We start from the raw sequence: 19705 nt of genomic DNA, 5'->3' as shown, positions 1-19705 counted from the left end.
TCTCAATACTTATATTAATGATACATTTGTTAAATATTGACACAAAAAAATAAAGATATGAAACATTTAAGTAAAATTACTTTTTTAGCATGTATGTTATTTGCTGCGTTTTCTGCGCAAGCTCAAGATGAAAATAACCCTTGGGCATTTACGCTAGGAACAAATGCTGTTGATTTCTACCCTACAGATAACGGAAATGTACCTGGTGAATACTCTAGTGGATCGCTTTTTAGTGACTTTACAAACGTAGAAGATCATTGGAATATTTTGCCAGCATTCTCATCCTTAGAAGCTATGAGATACGTTGGTGATGGTTTTTCCGCTAGATTGAGCGGTTCTATGAACGAGATTGAAAAAATAGGCGATGTTTCAGCTGACGACTTAACATTCTATAACTTAGGTGCAGGTGTTCAATATAATTTTAAAACTTTATTGAATTCTAAAGTTATAGATCCTTTTCTTGGCGTAGGCGCAGGATACTATTGGCTAGATGATAGTGGTGACGCAACTTTTGATTCAGATTTAGGTTTGAATTTTTGGTTCAATGATAATTTTGCTCTAACTCTTAAAACCTCATACAAAACTGCATTCGAAGAGTCTGGTTTAGACTACTTTCAACATTCAGCTGGTTTTACTATCTCTTTCGGAGGAACAGATTCTGATGGCGATGGTATTTATGACAAAAATGATGAATGTCCGAATGAGCCTGGCTTAGAAGAATTTAATGGATGTCCTGATACAGATGGCGACGGAATTGCAGATAAAAATGATGAATGTCCTACCCAAGCTGGAAGTGAAGAATTCAATGGATGTCCAGATACAGATGGCGATGGCGTAGCTGATAAAAACGATGACTGTCCAAACGAGGCTGGATCTAAAATGATGAATGGTTGTCCAGATTCTGATAAGGATGGCATTGCAGATAAAGATGATGAGTGTCCAAATGAAGTTGGTCCAGAAGCCAATAACGGTTGCCCTTATCCTGATTCAGATAACGATGGCGTTTTGGATAAAGACGATATGTGTCCTGATGTAAAAGGAACAAAATCCAACAACGGTTGCCCAGAAGTTACTGAAGAAGTTCAAAGTGAATTAAATGACTACGCTAAAACAGTTAACTTCAATACTGGAAAAACAACGATTACTGAAGATTCTGAAGAGGCTTTAACTGCAATTATCTCTATTCTTGAAGAATACCCAAATGCTAAATTTACTGTAGAAGGCCACACAGATAGTGTTGGTAGCGCAAGTAACAACATGAAATTATCTGAAGCTAGAGCGCTTTCAGTAAAAACTTATTTAGTTGAAAACGGCGTTGAAGAATTCAGACTTTCTTCTAAAGGTTACGGCGAAACTAAACCAATAGCAAGTAATAAAACCGCTAGCGGTAGAGCTGAAAACCGAAGAGTTGAAATTAATTTGGCGAAATAGTCCAGATTAAAATATAAATCTGAAAAGCACTCCAATTTGGGGTGCTTTTTTTATTTTTGAATATATGAAAAGTTTTATCCAACAAGTGGTTGAAAGTCTTAACGAAAAAGACCTCAGCAAACATATTTTCGTACTTCCTAGTCGACGTGCTGCGAATGCGTTTAAAAAAACGCTTTGCCAATCACAAAGCGAAACCTTCTTTTTACCACAAATTGAAAGTATTGAAGAATTTATAGAACGACTATCAAATTCACAAATTATAGATCATTTAGAGACGGTTTTTGAATTTTATAAAGTTTACAAAGACATTACGAACCCGAGTCATCAAGAAAGTTTTGACAATGTTTACACTTGGGCAGAAACCATAGTTCACGATTTCAACGAAATAGATCGGCATCGGATTGATGCTGAACAATTTTTTGGAAACCTGAAAGATATCAAAGACATAGAACATTGGTCCAAATCACCTATAAAAACTGAAATTGTTGAAAATTATCTTGATTTTTGGCACCAACTTCCAAAATACTACGAGACTCTGAAATCAGCTTTATCCTCACAAAACAAAGCATACCAAGGTATGGCTTACGATCAAGCTGCAAACAAAATTGAAACCTTTCTTCAGCAAAATGAAGAGAATTTAATTTTTATCGGTTTTAATGCTTTGAATACTTGCGAAGAACATATTTTCCAAACTGTTCTGAAAAAAAAGCGTGGTGAAGTATTTTGGGATATCGATGAATATTTACTTAAAAATAATCAAGCTGGAAAGTTCATTCGAAATTATAAAAAAGACTGGAAATACTACCAAAATCAGCCACTTCAAGCTTCCACAAAATCTTTTTTAAATGAAAAGCAAATAAAGAATTATGGTGTGGCTAAGAAAATTGGCCAAGCCAAATTAGTTGGCGATTTGCTTTCTAAATTGTCGGATACAGAAATTCAAAACACCGCACTTGTCTTGGGCGATGAGGCTTTACTTCAGCCAATTTTGAATGCTTTGCCAGAAAATATTTCCAAAGCCAATGTCACGATGGGTTTGCCACTAAACCAAACCACTTTTGCGACTTGTTTCGAATCGATGATCAAATTCAAAACCCAGCCAGAAGACAAATTATATTTCAAAACAATTTTGGAAATTTGCGGTCATCCAATGTTCAAACAAGCCTATCAAACACCTTTTTTCGAGATTAAAAAACATATTACAGCAGAGAATATAATCTTTCAAACCAAAACTGATTTCTTTGAATATTGTCAAAAATTTAGTTCAGATTTTCAAGAATTAATGCAGATTTGCTTCGGTTCGACTCCAGAAAAAATTGATGATTTTATTTCAGACTGCCTGAAACTCATCGAAATTCTGAAGCCGGGTTTCGAAAATAACAGACTTCAACTAGAATATTTATTTGCATTTAAACAGTTGTTTATCAAAATTCAAAATCTGATTTTAAAGAATGGTTTTGTGGATAATTACAAAGCCTTTTACCAGATTTATTTAGATTTGTTATCTTCAGAAACTTTGGATTTTCAAGGTTCTCCATACGATGGTTTGCAAATTATGGGAATGTTGGAAACTCGTGTTTTAGATTATGAAAATATCATTATCACCTCCGTGAACGAAGGCGTTCTGCCATCAGGAAAATCTCAAAACAGCTTTATTCCATTCGATTTGAAAATGGCATTTGGTTTGCCAACATACAAGGAAAAAGACAATGTTTATGCTTATCACTTTTTTCGTTTGATGCAACGCGCAAAACGTTGTCATTTTATTTATAATAATGAAACTTCTGGCATCGAAAAAGCCGAAAAAAGCAGATTTTTGACACAATTGGAAATTTTCAAAGCCAAAAGGCATGAAATTGAAAATTATACTGTTGTCGCCGATGTTACACAAAACAAAGTAGACTTAAAAAGTGTTTCTAAAACACCCGAAATGCTTCATAAATTGAAGGAGTTATTTCAATACGGAATTTCACCTTCAGCGTTAACGACTTATATTCGAAATCCAATCGATTTCTATCAAAAATATGTTTTAGGCATCAGAGAAATTGAAGATGTAGAGGAAGAAGTATCTTATAGAACTCATGGAAACGTAGTTCACGATACGCTGGAGAATTTATATAGTGAATTTGTCGATAAAAATTTAACAGTAGAAAATTTAGATGAACTTCTCAAAAAATATCCAGCAGAAATCACAAGACAATTTGAAATTCATTTTAATTCTGAAGCGATAAAATTTGGGCGAAATCTGATTAATTTTGAAATTGCCAAGCAACAAACTAAACGTTTTTTGCTTCAAGAAAAAGAAAGCCTTCGTCACCATAAGCTGAAAATTCTTCATTTAGAAACCAGCCGAAAAATAACCATGGAAATTCCTGATTTAGATTTTAAAGTGGCGCTGAAAGGCAAAGTTGACCGCATTGATCGCTTAGATGGTCAATTGAGAATTATTGATTACAAAACCGGAAAAGTTGAAGCAAAAGACCTGAGAATTAAAGAAGATTGGACAGATTTTACATCAGACTACAAATACGGCAAAGCTTTTCAAGTTTTGTTTTATGCCAAATTATTTGAAAGTGAATTGGATGCAGAAAGCCAGGCAGGCATCATTTCATTCAAAAATTTAAACCAAGGATTTTTAAGTTTTACACAAGGAAAAAATAAATTCATCAATAAAGATATTTTGGAAGCTTTCAGTTTGCAATTGAAAAGTTTAATTTTAGAAATTATGAATCCAGAAATTCCGTTTCAAGAAAAGCAAGTTTAAGCCATTATGCGTTGGACAAAAACCGAAATACCAGACTATTCAAAAGTTGAACAATTGCAGACAGCACTTGGCGTGGACGCTAAAATTGCAGAATTGCTTGTTCAAAGAAATATAGAAAATTTTGAAGACGCCAAGCAATTTTTCAGACCGAAATTGGAACATTTGCACGATCCATTTTTGATGAAAAACATGCAGACTGCTACAGAAAGAATCGTCAAAGCTTTAGAAAGCAAAGAACCTATTATGGTTTACGGCGATTATGATGTAGATGGCACTACCAGCGTGGCTATGATGAGCAGTTATCTTAGTCAACTTTCAGAAAATATAATTAGCTATATTCCAGACAGATATTCAGAAGGTTATGGCGTTTCATACCAAGGAATTGATTATGCTAAAAGCCAAAATATAAGTTTAATCGTGGCTTTGGATTGCGGTATTAAAGCCGTCGAAAAAGTTGAATATGCTCAAAAATTGGGGATTGATTTTGTAATCTGTGATCACCACCGACCAGGAGATAAAATCCCTGAAGCTGTGGCTGTTTTAGACCCAAAACAAGACGATTGCAACTATCCTTATGATGAATTATGCGGTTGCGGCGTGGGTTTTAAATTGATTCAAGCCATTCAAAAAACTTTAGGTAGAAGTGAACGGAAAATATACCAATATTTAGATTTGGTAGCGACCGCTATAGGTTCAGATATTGTTCCGATTACTGGTGAAAACCGAATTTTAGCACATTTTGGTTTGAAGCTTATTAATGCTAGAAAACGTGCCGGTTTTAAAGCAATTTTAGACAATGTAAAAAAACAACATTTGTCTATAACTGATGTCGTTTTTATGATTGGACCTCGAATAAACGCAGCTGGACGAATGAAACACGGCCTTTTTGCAGTTGAATTATTGTCAGAAAAAGATGTAGAAAAAGCTAAATTACTGGCGAGTTCCATTGAAGATTTCAATACAGACAGAAAAGATACCGATCGCCAAATAACATCTGAAGCTTTGGAAATGATTTCAGAAAATAAGGAAGAAAACCGATTTACAACCGTAGTTTATCATCCAGATTGGCACAAAGGAGTGATTGGCATAGTTGCATCTAGATTGACAGAAACTTACTATCGACCAACTTTGGTTTTCACAAAAAATGGCGATAACTTAGCTGCTTCCGCCAGATCGGTCAAAGGTTTTGATGTTTATAATGCTTTAGAAACTTCGTCAGAATTTATTACACAATTCGGGGGACACAAATATGCAGCGGGTTTAACGCTTACTGAAGATAATTTTGAAAATTTCAAAGCTAAATTTGAAGAAGTGGTTCAAAAAACAATAGATCCAGAATTACTAATTCCTGAAATAAAATACGATACTGAAATTCAATTTGAAGATGTTACACCAAAATTCATTAGGATTTTGAAACAATTTGCACCTTTTGGACCCGGTAATATGAAACCGACTTTTGTAGCAAAAAATGTTACTACTTCTGGATATGTGAAAAAACTTGGCGAAGACGAAAAACATTTGAAATGTAATATTAAATCAGGAAATTTAGTATTCGGAAGCATTGGTTTTAGGCTTGGCGAAAAGTACGAAGTCGTTCAAAACATGGCTAAATTCGATATTATTTTCAATCTGGAAGAAAACGAATGGAACGGAAATGTCAGCCTTCAGCTGAATCTTAAAGATCTGAGAAAAAGTGATTCGTAACAATTTAGTAACTTTGGTCGCCAAAAATAAAATTCGCTAAATGTTAGAAGACATATTTTCAGCCATACCATTAGGTATATTTTTGGCTTTCATGGTTGGTCCTGCTTTTTTTGTCTTGCTAGAAACTGCAGCTATGCGTGGCTTTAAAGCTGCTTTTTCATTTGATATGGGTGTCATATTAGCAGATATCGTGTTTATTCTTATCGCCTATTTCAGTACAAATCAGTTATTGAGAAGTATCAAAGACGATCCTGCTTTATTTATTTTTGGCGGTTCTGTTTTGACTATTTACGGTGTGATTTCTTATTTGAAAATAAAAAAAGCAACTTATACAAGAGCTGATTTTGAAGTTCAGAAATTAAAACGCAAAGATTATTTAGGAATTGTTGCCAAAGGTTTTCTACTGAATTTTATCAACATTGGCGTCCTAGGGTTTTGGCTGGGCTTGCTTATTATTTTTGGACCTTCTATGGAAATGCAAGGTTCTAGACTAACAGTTTTTTTTACTACAATTATTCTCACTTATTTGTTAGTCGATATTTTGAAAATTCTTTTAGCTAAAAAACTTAACAAAAAATTGACACCAAAACGCATTGCACTTTCTAAAAAAGGCATCAGTCTGCTATTGATTATTTTTGGAATAATCTTGATTTTACGAGGCGTAATTCCTGATAAAATTGAAAAGTTTGAAACTGACATTGAAAATGACATCACGAAGATTCAGTTGAAATAAATTTAAAAAACTAACTTGATTTCAATGATCTGTTCCTGAAAAAGGACTTTTTAAAGAATGTAGAAAATTCTACGAAAGTAAAAACCTTTTTTAGGACGAGAGAAAATTATTTTTCAGAAATGTGAACAAAAAAGCCTAAATTGCTAAAATTCAGGCTTTGATAGGTTAAATTTTTGAGGTGTCGAGCGGATTCGAACCGCTGTAGATGGTTTTGCAGACCACTGCCTAGCCACTCGGCCACGACACCATTTTAATGAATTGCAAATTTAGAAAATTATTCTGCATTTCTGCAATATAATTGTGATAAGTATCTGAAAAATTCTAAAAAACCAAAACTATCTAGTTTTTGAAAGAATAATACTTACACTTTCCACGTCTCCACCAAGAGGTGGATTCATTTTGGCAACCGCAATTTCAGCCATTTTGACCATAGAGAGTTCGTTCATGATTCGGTCAAGAATCCGTTTGGCAATATGCTCCAAAAGTTTGGAAGGTTCTGCCATTTCTTCTCTTACGATTGAATTTAAATGAACGTAATCTACAGTATCTTTCAACTGATCTGAGATTGCTGACTGATCTAAATCGGCTTCAACTTTTAAATCCACACGATAATCACTACCAATTTTGGTTTCTTCAGCCAAGCAGCCATGATAGGCGTAAACTCTAATGTTATTAAGTTTTATAAAATCCAAACTATATTTTTTACGCAAATATAATACGAATGTTTTTCAATGTAAGTTTTATATAGTTCAAAGTGGTTTTTTAAAATTTTAACACTCTGATAACAAATCAATTTGTAACATTTTAATCATTCAGTTGTCATATGTCTAGTAAATCAATTCACTATGATAGAAATTAAAGATCTTCATAAATCTTACCAAATAGGAAAGAATTCCTTACATGTATTGAAAGGAATCAATTTTAATGTTAAAGAAGGTGAGTTGGTTTCTATTATGGGTTCATCAGGTTCTGGAAAATCTACTTTATTGAATATTTTAGGCATGTTGGATGAAGCCGATTCGGGTTCGTATACTTTAGATGGCGTGCCTATTAAAAATTTAAATGAAAAAATTGCCGCCAGATATCGCAATAAATTTCTGGGCTTTATTTTTCAATCTTTCAATTTGATCAATTATAAGTCAGCTCTAGATAATGTTGCGTTACCTCTTTATTATCAAGGCATGAAACGCAGTGAAAGAATGGAGCGTTCCATGTCATATTTGGAAAAAGTTGGCTTGGCAGATTGGGCTTCCCACAAACCCAATGAACTTTCTGGCGGACAGAAACAAAGAGTTGCCATTGCAAGAGCTTTAGCAAGTGATCCAAAGGTTCTACTCGCTGATGAGTTGACAGGTGCTTTGGATTCTAAAACCTCCTATGAAATCATGGATTTGATCCAGCAAATTAATGATGAAGGCAAAACGATTTTGGTGGTAACCCACGAGGAGGATATCGCTCAAATGACCAAAAGAATAGTTAACTTGAAAGATGGCGTCATTATAGATGACTCTCCAACAAAACAAGTAAGAGCAATACAACATGTTTAGTATAGAACGTTGGCAAGAAGTTTTTGAAACTATTTCTAAGAATAAACTTAGAACATTTCTTACAGGCGTTTCTGTGGCTTCGGGGATTTTTATTCTTGTGATATTGTTGGGTGTTGGCAAAGGCATGCAAAATGGGGTAGAAGAGCAGTTTGAACAAGATGCGACAAATAGAATCTCTATTTACACTGGTGTAACTAAGGTGGAATACAAAGGCATGAATCCTGGTCGTCGTATTCAATTAAAAAATGACGATTATCAATTTATAGATGAAAATTTTGGAGAAAATTTAGAGTATCAATCTTCGGTGTATAGAATCTGGGGTAGCTTAGCAAGTTATAAAAACAATTCAGGAAATTACCGTATTGAAGGTGTTTACCCTGATAATCAGTTTTTGGAAAATGCTTCTATCATTCAAGGAAGATTTATCAATCAAAACGATCTTAAAAATAAGGAAAAACATATTGCCATCGGTCGAAAAGTTAGAGATGATTTATTTAAAGACGAAGATCCGGTTGGCAAGCTTGTAGAAATTTCGAATCTGAAATTTAAAGTTGTTGGCGTTTACACAGATCCTGGCGGAGAACGTGAAGAAACTCGATTGTTTTTGCCTATAACAACAGCACAGTCTGTTTTCGGTGGGGGAAATAATATCAGTTATCTTGCTTTCACTTTGCCTAAAGAAGATGATTATGAAGTCGCTTTGAAAAAATCTAATGCTTTTGTAAACGAAGTTAGTACAAATCTAAAAGCTAAACACACAGTTGCGCCAAACGATGATTCTGCAATCAGTATTAATAATTCTTTAGAGAATGCTAAGCAATTCTATGATTTGAATAACATCATACGTTTGTTTTTTTGGGGGGTTGGTGTAATGACTTTATTGGCTGGAATTGTTGGTGTTAGCAATATTATGCTAATCATTGTAAAGGAACGAACCAAAGAAATTGGCATCAGGAAAGCAATTGGCGCACAACCTATGTCTATTGTAGGAATGGTGCTTCATGAATCTATTTTTGTAACTACAATATCAGGATTTTTCGGACTTATTTTTGCGCTTTTTCTACTTGAATTTGTTGGTCCTTTTATAGAGAGTGAATTTATTACAAACCCAAGTGTAGATTTTAACGTTGCTATTTCTACCGTTATATTATTAGTTATTTCGGGAGCAGTAGCTGGTTTTTTTCCAGCTTGGCGAGGCGCCCGAATCAAACCTATAGATGCACTAAGAGACGAATAATATGTTTAGCAGAGATAAATGGAATGAAATAATAGAGTCGTTGAGTTCGAATGTTTTTCGAACAGTTTTGACGGCTTTTGGTGTATTTTGGGGAATTTTCATTCTTGTAATTCTTCTAGCCGCAGGCAATGGACTTGAAAACGGGGTCACACAAGGATTTTCTGGAATTGCTACAAATTCCATGTTTATGTGGTCGCAAACAACTTCTATTTCACATAAGGGATTTTCAAAAGGAAGACGATACAGTTTCAAGCTTGATGACGTTCCAGCAATCGAAAGAAATGTGAATGGTTTAAAATATGTTTCACCCAGAAATCAACTCGGCGGATTTGGAGGAGCTAATAATGTTGTTCGTGGTTTAAAAACTGGTGCGTTCAATGTTTATGGTGATTATCCCAACATTATCAATCAAGAACCGATGGACATTACTCAGGGTCGTTTTATCAATATGAACGACATTGAAGATAAACGGAAGGTTGCTGTAATCGGGCAAGGTGTAATCGATATTTTATTTGATGCTAACGAAGAATATTTGGGAAAATACATCAAAATCAACGGAGTAAACTTTATGGTAGTCGGGAAATATAAAAAGAAAGGCACCACTAACAGAAACCCAGAAGAAGCTCAGAAAGAAATTTACGTCCCATTTACTACCTTTTCTCAAGCTTTCAATAGAAGCAATAATGTAGGCTGGATGGCAATTACCGCAGATGATAACCATTCTATTACTAATCTCAAAAAAGATGTAATTGATTTAGTAAAAAGCAGACATAGTATTCATCCTGATGATGATCGTGCAGTTGGAAATTTTGATCTTTTTGAGATGTTCAACAAAGTCAATGGTTTGTTCTTAGCACTCAATTTCGTTGCTTATTTTGTAGGTATTTTGGTGCTTTTGTCAGGTGTCATTGGAATAAGTAATATAATGCTAATCGTTGTTAAAGAGCGTACTCAAGAAATTGGTGTTAGACGAGCACTTGGCGCTTCTCCATGGTCTATTCGTGGACAAATCTTGATGGAAGCTGTTTTTTTAACTTTAATTGCTGGAATGACAGGAATTATTTTTGCCACCTCAATTTTAGCAATTGTTAATATGGCTTTAGACAATATGGACACATCCGAAATGATGTTTGCCAATCCTTCAGTGGATTTAGTATCAGTTTTAATAGCATTATCAATTCTTGTCATTTCAGGACTTTTGGCTGGCTTTATTCCAGCACAAAATGCTATTAAAACAAAACCTGTAGACGCATTACGAACAGAATAAAATTTATAATTTAAAAATCAACCCTAATACAATGAAAAAGACTCTAACAATTATCATTTTGCTTGCTATCATTCTAGGTTTTGGTGGTGCACTTTACTATTTGTGGCAGAAAAACCAAAGTGACCCTGTGACCTACAAAACGGAACAAGCTAGTAAAAGAACGATCGTAAAGAAAACGGTAGCCACAGGCACAATCGTGCCTAGAGAGGAAGTTCCTATAAAGCCTAACATCTCTGGAATTATTGACAAAATATTCATTAAAGCAGGCGATACTGTCAAAATAGGAGATATGATCGCAAAGTTGGAAGTTGTTCCTGATATTACTAGCCTAAACAGTGCTAGAAACCAAATTAAAAACGCCAAGATCAATCTTAATAATGAAGAACAAATATTCGAGAGGCAAAAAGAACTTTATGAAAATGGGGTGATTTCTGCAAACGAATACGACCAAGCTGAAACATCTTACAAAGTTGCAAAACAGAACCTAGAATCGGCAAAAGAAAATTTTGATATTATTCAAACAGGAACCACCGCTGCTATTGGAGATGCAGCAACAACATCTGTAAGATCTACTATTTCAGGAATGGTTTTAGACGTTCCTGTAAAAGAAGGAAGTCAAGTCATTCAAGCAAATAACTTCAATGAAGGAACTACAATTGCAACGATTGCTAATGTGGACGAAATGATTTTTGAAGGTAAAGTTGATGAATCTGAAGTTGGAAAACTTGAAGTTGGATTGCCTTTGGAAATCACTATTGGTGCTATAGAAGACAAAACATTCGACGCTATTTTAGATTATATAGCTCCAAAAGGAGTGGATGAAAATGGAGCTGTTCAATTTGATATTGAGGGCACTTTGAAAAGAGATAGAGATATTTTTATTAGAGCTGGTTTAAGTGCTAATGCTTCTATTATATTAGAAAAAGCTGAGGATGTTGTTGCTGTAGAAGAGTCGTTAATTCAGTTTGATAAAGAAACTCAAGATCCTTATGTAGAAGTGAAGCAAGACGATGGAACTTTTGAAAGAACCGATATTGAATTGGGCGTCAGCGATGGTATTTATGCAGAAGTCATTAGCGGAATAAATACAGAAGATGAAATTAAAGTTTGGAATAGAGCAAAAGAAAGTGAGAACCCAAGACGTGGAATGTAAATTTGACATTATGAAATCGACCTTACCAATTTTTATTATTCTAAGTTTACTTTTTTCACTCACATCTAAAGCTCAAGAAAAGCCAGATGAATGGACATTAGAAGCTTGCGTAAAATACGCCATTGACAATAATATCAACGTCAAACAATCTGAACTAGATCAAGAAAGTGCAGATATTAGTAAGAGTGAAGCTATCGGAAACTATTTGCCATCTCTAAATGGAAGCGCTAGCAATAGCTGGAACTCAGGTTTGACTCAGAATGTAACCACAGGTGTTTTGGAAAATCAAACCACAAGAAACTTGTCCCTCAACGCCACTGTTGGTGTGACTATTTTTGATGGCTTACGAAACCTAAAAACACTTCAACGAGCTAAACTTGAGCAGTTATCAGCGCAATATTCACTTCAGCAAATGAAAGACGATATTGCTTTAACAGTTGCAAATTCATATTTGCAAGTTTTGGTCAACAAGCAACAAGTAGATTTGTTGAAAGAACAAAACAAAGTTACGCTAGAACAAATAGATCAAACCCAAAAATCTGTTGATGCTGGAACAGCTCCTGAAGGCGATTTACTTGAAATTGAAGCCACAAATGCAGACGAACAACAGCAAATCATTGTTGCTGAAAATTCAGTGAGAATCGCTTTAATCAATTTGGCTCAGACACTTCTAATCGAAGACTATAGAAATTTTGACATTGCCGATGAAAGCTATGATGTGCCACTCACCGATATTTTGAATAATGAACCAGAAGAAATTATTGCAAAAGCTAAAGAAGAACGTTATGAAGTAAAACTTGCTGAACAAAATGTAGAATTGGCAGAAAAAGATGTTGAAATAGCCAAAACACAATTATATCCTTCTATCAGTGGTTTTTTCAATTATAATACTAGAGAAACAGGAGCTGAGAGAATTGAACAATTTGCATCTATAGATGAAGATCAGCCAACTAGAGTTATCGGGCAAGTTGCTGAAACGGGGCAGGATGTGATTGCAGACAATTTCACCACAGGATTCAGAACAATATCACCACGACCTTTCATCGATCAATTGTGGCGGAATGATGGGATTTCTTATGGATTGCAGTTGAATGTTCCTGTTTTTAATGGTTTTGCAACGCGTAATCAAATCAAAAGAGCAGAAGTAAACACAATGCGTGCAGAATTTCAATTAGAGCAAGCTGAATTGGATTTAGAATCTAATGTCTACCAAGCGTATGTTGATGCACAAGCTGCTGCTAAAGCTTATGAGGCAGCAGAAAAAGCTGTTGAATCTCAACAACTAGCTTTTGATTATGCACAGCAAAGATTTAATGTCGGCGTGTCTAATGCTTTTGAATTAAGCCAATCTAAATTCAGGCTGACCAACGCACAAAACAGATTAATCAATGCTAAATACGACTATATTTTCAATTTAAAAGTCTTAGAATTGTATTTTGGAATACGAGTTGTAGAATATTAAAATTATATATTTTGAGTAGAATACTTTGCTTAGAAACTTCAACGACGAACTGTTCTGTTTGTATTGGAGAATCCAATCAGATTCTTGCATTGAAAGAATTCAATAGTGTAGAATATTCTCACGCAGAAAAACTACATAGCTTTATTGATGATGTTTGTAAGGAAAACCATATTGTTTTAGAAAGTTTGGACGCCATTTCGGTAAGCAAAGGACCTGGGTCTTACACAGGTTTACGAATTGGTGTTTCTGCAGCCAAAGGTTTAGCGTTTGCTTTAGACAAGCCTTTAATTTCTGTACCTACGCTCTTGGTTTTAGCGAAACAGATTGAAATAGAATCAGGGCTAATTGTTCCTATGTTGGACGCTAGAAGAATGGAAGTCTATTCTGAAATATACACCTCAGATTTTGAGATATATCGGTCTATAGAGGCTGAAATTTTGGATAAAGATTCTTATTCTGAAGAACTTCAAAATCATCAAGTTCACTTTATAGGTTCGGGTGTTGAAAAGTTCGAAAGCATTTGTAGAAATCCAAACGCTATATTTTACAAAACAAAACTTCCGTCTGCACAGGAACAATATTTCGCTGCACAACGGAAGTTTGATTTAAATGATTTTGAAGATGTGGCTTATTTCGAACCTTATTATTTGAAAGATTTTGTGCCAGGGCGATAATTATTATAAAGTGTCATAATAATAAATTACTCTTTGAAGTTGATTTTCAACTTCTTTTTCATCGCCTCTAAACTTCATATCTTTATCTTTAATGTAAGATTTTATTTCACTTTTCTTATCCTCAAAAGAATCTAAAATTCTTCTTTTGTGTGGGTCTATTTCTTCAAATGTTAAACCATTATCTTTCGAAATAAAATAGTCAAATTCAGTAGAAAGTCTAGCTGGTGTCGGATCTTGATAAGACGTTCTAGCGGGTTGTTGAGGAGTGAATTTTTGCCAATATCTTTTTACAATCATAGCATCTCCTGATTTACCTATTAATTCTACAAACCCATTATCTGCATTTTCAAAAAGAAAATCATTTTTCAAAAAGATAAATTTTTTGCCTTGAATTTCGTATTCATATTGAGTGGTTCTATCTAAAACACTCACTTTATCTTCATAATCACTGATATTGATTTCCATTTGATCTTTGAAAATATTGTATCTGAGTGGAGCTTTAAAAGATTCATCATTTTTAGTGTCAATGACTTTACCAAAAATAAAACGTTCTTGCAGGTATGGAGATCCTTCAACTTTATTCAAGTTTATCTTGCCTTTTTTTGTATCCAAGAATCTAAACATCTGAACTTCTGTTAACCTTTCAGTATTTAGAGTGTTATTAAGCTGAGCCGAAGAATTAAAGATGAACAATAACAATGTCGAAAGTGTAAGTATAGTTTTCATATTATATATTTTAATAATTTAAATCAATAATCATTCCAAGTTAATCTTCCTTATCCATATTAAACAAATGTACATCGCGTTGTGGAAATGGAAAGGAAATTCCTGCGTCTTCTAGTTCTATTTTGAATTTTTCTATTGTGTCAAAATGCAATCCCCAGTAAACGTCCAAATTTGCCCAGAAACGAACAGATAAATCAACTGAATTATCTCCTAAACCTCCAACAAAAACGACAGGCTCTGGATCTTTCAGAACACGTTCGTCATTATTTAAAATATTTAAAATAACTTCACGAGACTTTTTAATATCACTATCATAAGAAATACCGACTGTCATTACATTTCTTCGTGTAGGCTCATAACTGTAATTGGTAACCTTGTTATTAGATAGTTGACCGTTTGGAATAACGATGCGTTGGTTGTTGACAGTGGTCAAAAAAGTATAGAAAATACTAATTTCTGTGACTGTTCCAGACTCACCCTGAGCTTCAATAAAATCACCAACTTTAAAAGGCTTTAAAACGATGATTAAAACACCGCCGGCAAAATTGGACAGCGAACCTTGTAAAGCTAAGCCTATCGCCAAACCAGCAGCAGCAAGTATTGCAGCAAAAGAAGTTGTTTCAACGCCAAGTTTTGTGATTATTATTATGAATAACAAAATCTTTAAAACGATATTGATAATATTCAATGCAAAACCACGAACTCCAGGATCTACTTCCTTTTTTTCCATTACTTTTCGCAGTCTGCCAACGATAAGTTTAATTAACCACCAGCCTAAAAGTAAAAGGACAAGTGCAGCGATTACACTTGGTAGATAAGATAAAATTTTATCTAAAAAATAATTGGCATATTCAGAAATACTGTCGATAGAAATAGAATCCATAAATGAGTTTTTATTATTTTTTCACGTAAATATATAAAATATGGGCTAAACTATAGCCATGCCATTAGAAATATTATTTTCGTCAGGGTTGACAAATGCCAATTTACCAGCTTTGGTTTTTGTCATCAAAATCATACCTTCACTTATTGTGCCTTTCAGTTTTATCGGTTTTAAATTCACGACCACCGAAACCTTTTTACCGATAATATCTTCTGGTTTGAAATCTTCTGCAATGCCTGAAACAATGGTTCTTTGGTCAATTCCTGTATCTACTTTCAAAACCATCAATTTTTTGGTTTTTGCCTTTTTTTCAGCTTCCAGAATTGTACCGACACGAATGTCCAATTTGGTGAAATCTTCAAAGTCGATTCCTTCTTTTTGCGGTTCGACGACTTCAGCTGCGTTTTCAGTTTTAGTAGCTTCTAACTTTTCTATTTGCTGTTGAATGATATCATCTTCAATTTTACTAAACATAAATGTAGCCGTATTGATTTGATGATTTTTCGGAATTAAAACTTCTAATTTTGAAATATCATTCCATAATAATGGATGAGTAAAAGCTTCGAAATTCAACATATTTTTGAGTTTTTGCGCAGTAAATGGCAAAAATGGTTCGCTGATAACAGCTAAGGCCGTAGCCACTTGAAGAGCAACATTCATAATAGTTTTGGTGCGTTCAGGATCGGTTTTCTGAAGTTTCCACGGTTCTTCATCGGCCAAATATTTGTTTCCTAACCTAGCTAAATTCATCATTTTGCTTTGGGCTTCTCTAAAGCGGTATTTTTCTATAGATTCTGAAATTTGCTCTGGAAAAGTTTTAATGTCTGCCAACACGTTTAAATCTGTTGCAGTCATTTCGCCTGCCTCAGGGATTTTTCCTTCATAATATTTGTTAGTCAAGACCACGACTCTGTTGATGAAATTTCCGTAAATAGCTACCAATTCACTGTTATTTCTGGTTTGAAAATCTTTCCAAGTGAAATCGTTGTCTTTAGTTTCTGGCGCATTGGCCGTAAGTACATAGCGCAAAACATCTTCTTGACCAGGGAAATCTTCTAAATATTCGTGCAACCAAACCGCCCAGTTTCTTGAAGTTGAAAGCTTTTGACCTTCCAAATTCAAAAATTCGTTGGCTGGTACATTGTCAGGCAAAATATAACTGCCTTCAGCTTTCAGCATACACGGAAAAATAATACAGTGAAAAACAATATTGTCTTTCCCAATGAAATGCACCAATTTTGTATCTTCATCTTTCCAGTACGGTTCCCAATTTTTGCCTTCACGCTCTGCCCATTCTTTTGTTGAAGAAATGTAGCCAATCGGCGCGTCAAACCACACGTAAAGCACTTTGCCTTCACCGCCTTCTACAGGAACAGGAATGCCCCAGTCCAAATCTCGTGTCACAGCACGAGCACGCAAACCTTCGTCGATCCAAGATTTACATTGTCCGTAAACATTCGGTTTCCAATCTTTTTTATGAGATTTCAGAATCCAATCTTTCAAAAAACCATCATATTGATCGAGTGGCAAAAACCAGTGTTTAGTTGATTTTAAACTCGGTACATCGCCAGTAATGGCAGATTTTGGATTGATTAAATCTGTAGCATTCAGCGATGAACCGCACTTTTCGCATTGGTCGCCATAAGCTTCTTCGTTGCCACATTTTGGACAAGTTCCAGTCACAAAACGATCGGCTAAAAATTGATTGGCTTTTGCATCGTAAAGCTGTTCTGTAGTCTCTTCTATAAACTTACCTTTTTCATGCATATTCATAAAAAAATCTGAAGCGGTATCGTGATGAACTTTTGCTGAGGTTCTGGAATAATTATCGAATTGAATTCCAAATTCAGCAAAAGATTGCTTGATCATGGCGTTGTATTTGTCTACAACATCTTGTGGCGTTATGCCTTCTTTTTTAGCTTTAATGGTGATAGGAACGCCGTGTTCGTCGCTACCACAAACAAAAACAACATCTTCACCTTTTTGTTTTAAATACCTTGTATAAATATCTGCTGGTACATAAACGCCTGCCAAGTGACCAATATGAATCGGACCGTTCGTGTAGGGTAAAGCAGCGGTAATTGTATATCGTTTTGGATTTTTCATGAATTTTTATTTTGAAAGTGACAAAGGTAATAAAGTGTATTGCATTAATTCTAACTTCAGTTTAAACTTCAATTTGTTGAATTGAAAAATTATTTTTTGTGTACATATATATTGTTATGTTTGCAAATATTTTTAAGAAATGCTTAACTCTTTAAGTTTTTAAGATTAATGAAAAAATATCTCTCAATAATTTGTATTCCAGTTATCTTTTTTATTGGAATTTCAAATTCAAATGCTCAAGAAGGAAAATATTCAAGTGATGATGTGCCACGTGTTGAAAAATCTATTTATGATATTCAAGTAGGGTTTTTAGGTGCTTGGATTACCAATGAAAGGCGAATTTTTCACGACCAAGTGGCTTTGCGTACAGAAATTGGTTTTATTGGTGGTTTTGGTGAAAGCCCTTTTGTGGAAACCGTTCAAAATTCTGATAATTTCTACTTTTTTATTCCAGATATCAGACTCGAACCGAGAGTTTATTACAATTTTCACGAGCGCTTAGAAAAAGGTAGAAGAATCTCCAACAACAGTGGAAATTTCTGGGCATTCAGTATTCGGTATAATTCAGATTTTATGAAAATTACAAATGCCACAAATATTTCAGCTATAGACCAAGTTGCTTTTATTCCAAAATGGGGCATTCGAAGAGATACAGGAATGGGAGTTACATATGAAATTGGATTTGGTTTAGGATATGTAAAATATCTGAATTATGATTCTTATTTGAATAATGATTCCGGTGCTATTTTAGACTTGCATATCCGATTTGGCTTTACTTTCAATAGTTTTAAAAATCAGTATTAATTTGAAAAAATTAAAACAATGAAAAAAGTATTGAGTTTACTAATCTTAAGTATAGCATTTATTGCTTGTAGCGACGACGATGATAATGCTGGAGAAAATAATAATCCAGCAATTGAAGCTGAAGGCTATTTGGAAATCGGCAATGATGAATACAACTTGAAAGCAGGAACTCTAGAGAATTTAGGTTCTTATGAAGGTAGCATTTTCGATTTTGTACTAAACCTGTACAGTTCAAATTTAATAACAGGCAACCCAATAACTTTAGAAGATGATGTCGTTACTGCAATCTCAATGGATTTATACGTTAACTCTCCTTTTGATTTAGTAGAAACAGATTATGAAAAAGTTTCTTTTGATGAAATCAGTGGGAACACATTTCAAGCAGCAGACATAGTATTAAATTTTGATGTTGAAAATGAAACTGGAACAACTAGACAAATCGTCGAAGGTACATTAACTGTAGTAAGTGTTGACCCAACTTATGAATTAGAATTCACTGGAACAGACAATGAAGGCGAAAATGTCACTTTTTACTATAAAGGTGAATTGGAACAAATTGATAGCACAGAATAATGAAAAACTTCAGCCGCTGACTTTTAAAATAAGTTTGGCTGAAGTTATTTTAAAAGTTTAAAAACAATGAAAAATATACTTTTAATATTCTTTTTCCTTCTATTTGGTTATTCTGTTTTTAGTCAAGAACAAGATAGTTTAAGTTCTTATAAAACCGAACAAGTTTTAAGAATCAACTTGATTAACCCTGGTGTTGAATTTGAAATGCCAACTGGAACTTTCTCTACATTTTCTGCTGGAGTAGGCGTTGGTTACGGCGGCAGTTATCCTGATTTAAACGAAAGTAGCGGAACAGGAATAATATATGTCATTGCTCCTTTTTTGGATCTTCAACACAAATGGTTTTATAACTTGAACAAGCGTTTGGATAAGGATAAATCCATAAAAAACAATTCTGGTAATTTTGTGTCTGCCCGTATTTTAACTCGTGGACATTCTATCAAAGATAATATTCAACGTACTTCAGATTTCGATTTTGTGATTAATCCAACTTGGGGATTTCAAAGAAGTTATAATGAGAAATTCCACTTGCTATTTGATATGGGGCCTATTTACTATTTTGACACCAAAGGAAATGGTAGCTTTTTCCCATTTTATTTCCAACTTAATTTAGGTTTTGATTTATAAAAAATGAAAATTTT

The 19705-nt window shown here is 34.2% G+C and carries 17 protein-coding genes and 1 tRNA gene; 13 read left to right on the top strand and 5 right to left on the bottom strand.

What is annotated here, in order from left to right; all coding sequences use genetic code 11:
- The first annotated feature begins 57 nt into the window (after positions 1-57).
- From EIG86_RS09255 to EIG86_RS09240, 4 genes are all read left to right on the top strand, one after another.
- The gene (locus tag EIG86_RS09255) at positions 58-1431 is read left to right on the top strand and encodes an OmpA family protein (RefSeq protein ID WP_127845888.1); all 1374 of its coding nucleotides are present in this window, start codon (positions 58-60) and stop codon (positions 1429-1431) included.
- Between the two features lie 64 nt (positions 1432-1495).
- Entirely contained in the window at positions 1496-4195 is a 2700-nt protein-coding gene (locus EIG86_RS09250; RefSeq protein ID WP_127845887.1) for a PD-(D/E)XK nuclease family protein, read from the top strand.
- Positions 4196-4201: 6 nt separating this feature from the next.
- Positions 4202-5899: a single-stranded-DNA-specific exonuclease RecJ gene (gene recJ / locus EIG86_RS09245; protein ID WP_127845886.1), complete on the top strand. Its 1698-nt coding sequence runs from the start codon at positions 4202-4204 to the stop codon at positions 5897-5899.
- A 40-nt stretch (positions 5900-5939) separates the two neighbouring features.
- Positions 5940-6632 carry a LysE family translocator gene (locus EIG86_RS09240; RefSeq protein WP_127845885.1) on the top strand — a complete coding sequence of 231 codons (693 nt, stop codon included), beginning with the start codon at positions 5940-5942 and terminating at the stop codon, positions 6630-6632.
- 176 nt (positions 6633-6808) lie between these two features.
- Here EIG86_RS09240 and EIG86_RS09235 read toward each other — a convergent pair.
- Positions 6809-6879, bottom strand: a tRNA-Cys gene (locus EIG86_RS09235).
- A gap of 88 nt (positions 6880-6967) precedes the next feature.
- Positions 6968-7324 (bottom strand): dihydroneopterin aldolase, encoded by a 357-nt coding sequence (folB, locus tag EIG86_RS09230; protein WP_127845884.1) that lies wholly within the window; start codon positions 7322-7324, stop codon positions 6968-6970.
- 153 nt (positions 7325-7477) lie between these two features.
- Here folB and EIG86_RS09225 point away from each other — a divergent pair, with 153 nt between their 5' ends.
- The 6 genes from EIG86_RS09225 to tsaB are packed head-to-tail and all read left to right on the top strand — an operon-like array spanning position 7478 to position 13972.
- Positions 7478-8179: an ABC transporter ATP-binding protein gene (locus EIG86_RS09225; protein WP_127845883.1), complete on the top strand. Its 702-nt coding sequence runs from the start codon at positions 7478-7480 to the stop codon at positions 8177-8179.
- A complete protein-coding gene (locus EIG86_RS09220) occupies positions 8172-9416 on the top strand; it encodes an ABC transporter permease (RefSeq protein ID WP_127845882.1) in 1245 nt (414 codons plus the stop codon). The genes EIG86_RS09225 and EIG86_RS09220 overlap by 8 nt, the downstream gene beginning before the upstream one ends.
- 1 nt (position 9417) lies before the next feature.
- Entirely contained in the window at positions 9418-10683 is a 1266-nt protein-coding gene (locus EIG86_RS09215; protein WP_127845881.1) for an ABC transporter permease, read from the top strand.
- 31 nt (positions 10684-10714) lie between these two features.
- Entirely contained in the window at positions 10715-11836 is a 1122-nt protein-coding gene (locus tag EIG86_RS09210; RefSeq protein ID WP_127845880.1) for an efflux RND transporter periplasmic adaptor subunit, read from the top strand.
- A gap of 10 nt (positions 11837-11846) precedes the next feature.
- Positions 11847-13298: a TolC family protein gene (locus EIG86_RS09205; protein ID WP_127845879.1), complete on the top strand. Its 1452-nt coding sequence runs from the start codon at positions 11847-11849 to the stop codon at positions 13296-13298.
- Between the two features lie 11 nt (positions 13299-13309).
- A complete protein-coding gene (gene tsaB / locus EIG86_RS09200; protein ID WP_127845878.1) occupies positions 13310-13972 on the top strand; it encodes a tRNA (adenosine(37)-N6)-threonylcarbamoyltransferase complex dimerization subunit type 1 TsaB in 663 nt (220 codons plus the stop codon).
- Between the two features lie 3 nt (positions 13973-13975).
- Here tsaB and EIG86_RS09195 read toward each other — a convergent pair whose 3' ends face one another.
- The 3 genes from EIG86_RS09195 to metG are packed head-to-tail and all read right to left on the bottom strand — an operon-like array spanning position 13976 to position 17687.
- The gene (locus tag EIG86_RS09195) at positions 13976-14698 is read right to left on the bottom strand and encodes a hypothetical protein (protein ID WP_127845877.1); all 723 of its coding nucleotides are present in this window, start codon (positions 14696-14698) and stop codon (positions 13976-13978) included.
- Positions 14699-14738: 40 nt separating this feature from the next.
- Positions 14739-15581, bottom strand: coding sequence for a mechanosensitive ion channel family protein (locus EIG86_RS09190; protein ID WP_127845876.1), 843 nt, complete (start codon positions 15579-15581; stop codon positions 14739-14741).
- A 45-nt stretch (positions 15582-15626) separates the two neighbouring features.
- Entirely contained in the window at positions 15627-17687 is a 2061-nt protein-coding gene (gene metG, locus EIG86_RS09185; RefSeq protein ID WP_127845875.1) for a methionine--tRNA ligase, read from the bottom strand.
- A 168-nt stretch (positions 17688-17855) separates the two neighbouring features.
- Here metG and EIG86_RS09180 point away from each other — a divergent pair, with 168 nt between their 5' ends.
- The 3 genes from EIG86_RS09180 to EIG86_RS09170 all read left to right on the top strand — a co-directional run bounded on the left by EIG86_RS09180 (position 17856) and on the right by EIG86_RS09170 (position 19691).
- The gene (locus EIG86_RS09180; RefSeq protein ID WP_127845874.1) at positions 17856-18491 is read left to right on the top strand and encodes a hypothetical protein; all 636 of its coding nucleotides are present in this window, start codon (positions 17856-17858) and stop codon (positions 18489-18491) included.
- Between the two features lie 18 nt (positions 18492-18509).
- A complete protein-coding gene (locus EIG86_RS09175) occupies positions 18510-19064 on the top strand; it encodes a hypothetical protein (RefSeq protein WP_127845873.1) in 555 nt (184 codons plus the stop codon).
- 66 nt (positions 19065-19130) lie between these two features.
- Positions 19131-19691, top strand: a complete 561-nt coding sequence (locus EIG86_RS09170; protein WP_127845872.1) for a hypothetical protein — start codon at positions 19131-19133, stop codon at positions 19689-19691.
- The last annotated feature ends 14 nt before the right edge of the window (positions 19692-19705 follow it).

The organism is Psychroflexus aestuariivivens, from assembly GCF_004010055.1.
Lineage (GTDB): Bacteria > Bacteroidota > Bacteroidia > Flavobacteriales > Flavobacteriaceae > Psychroflexus > Psychroflexus aestuariivivens.
The sequence above is the reverse complement of the archived record's forward strand: the minus strand, read 5'-3'. Positions and strand labels throughout refer to the sequence as shown.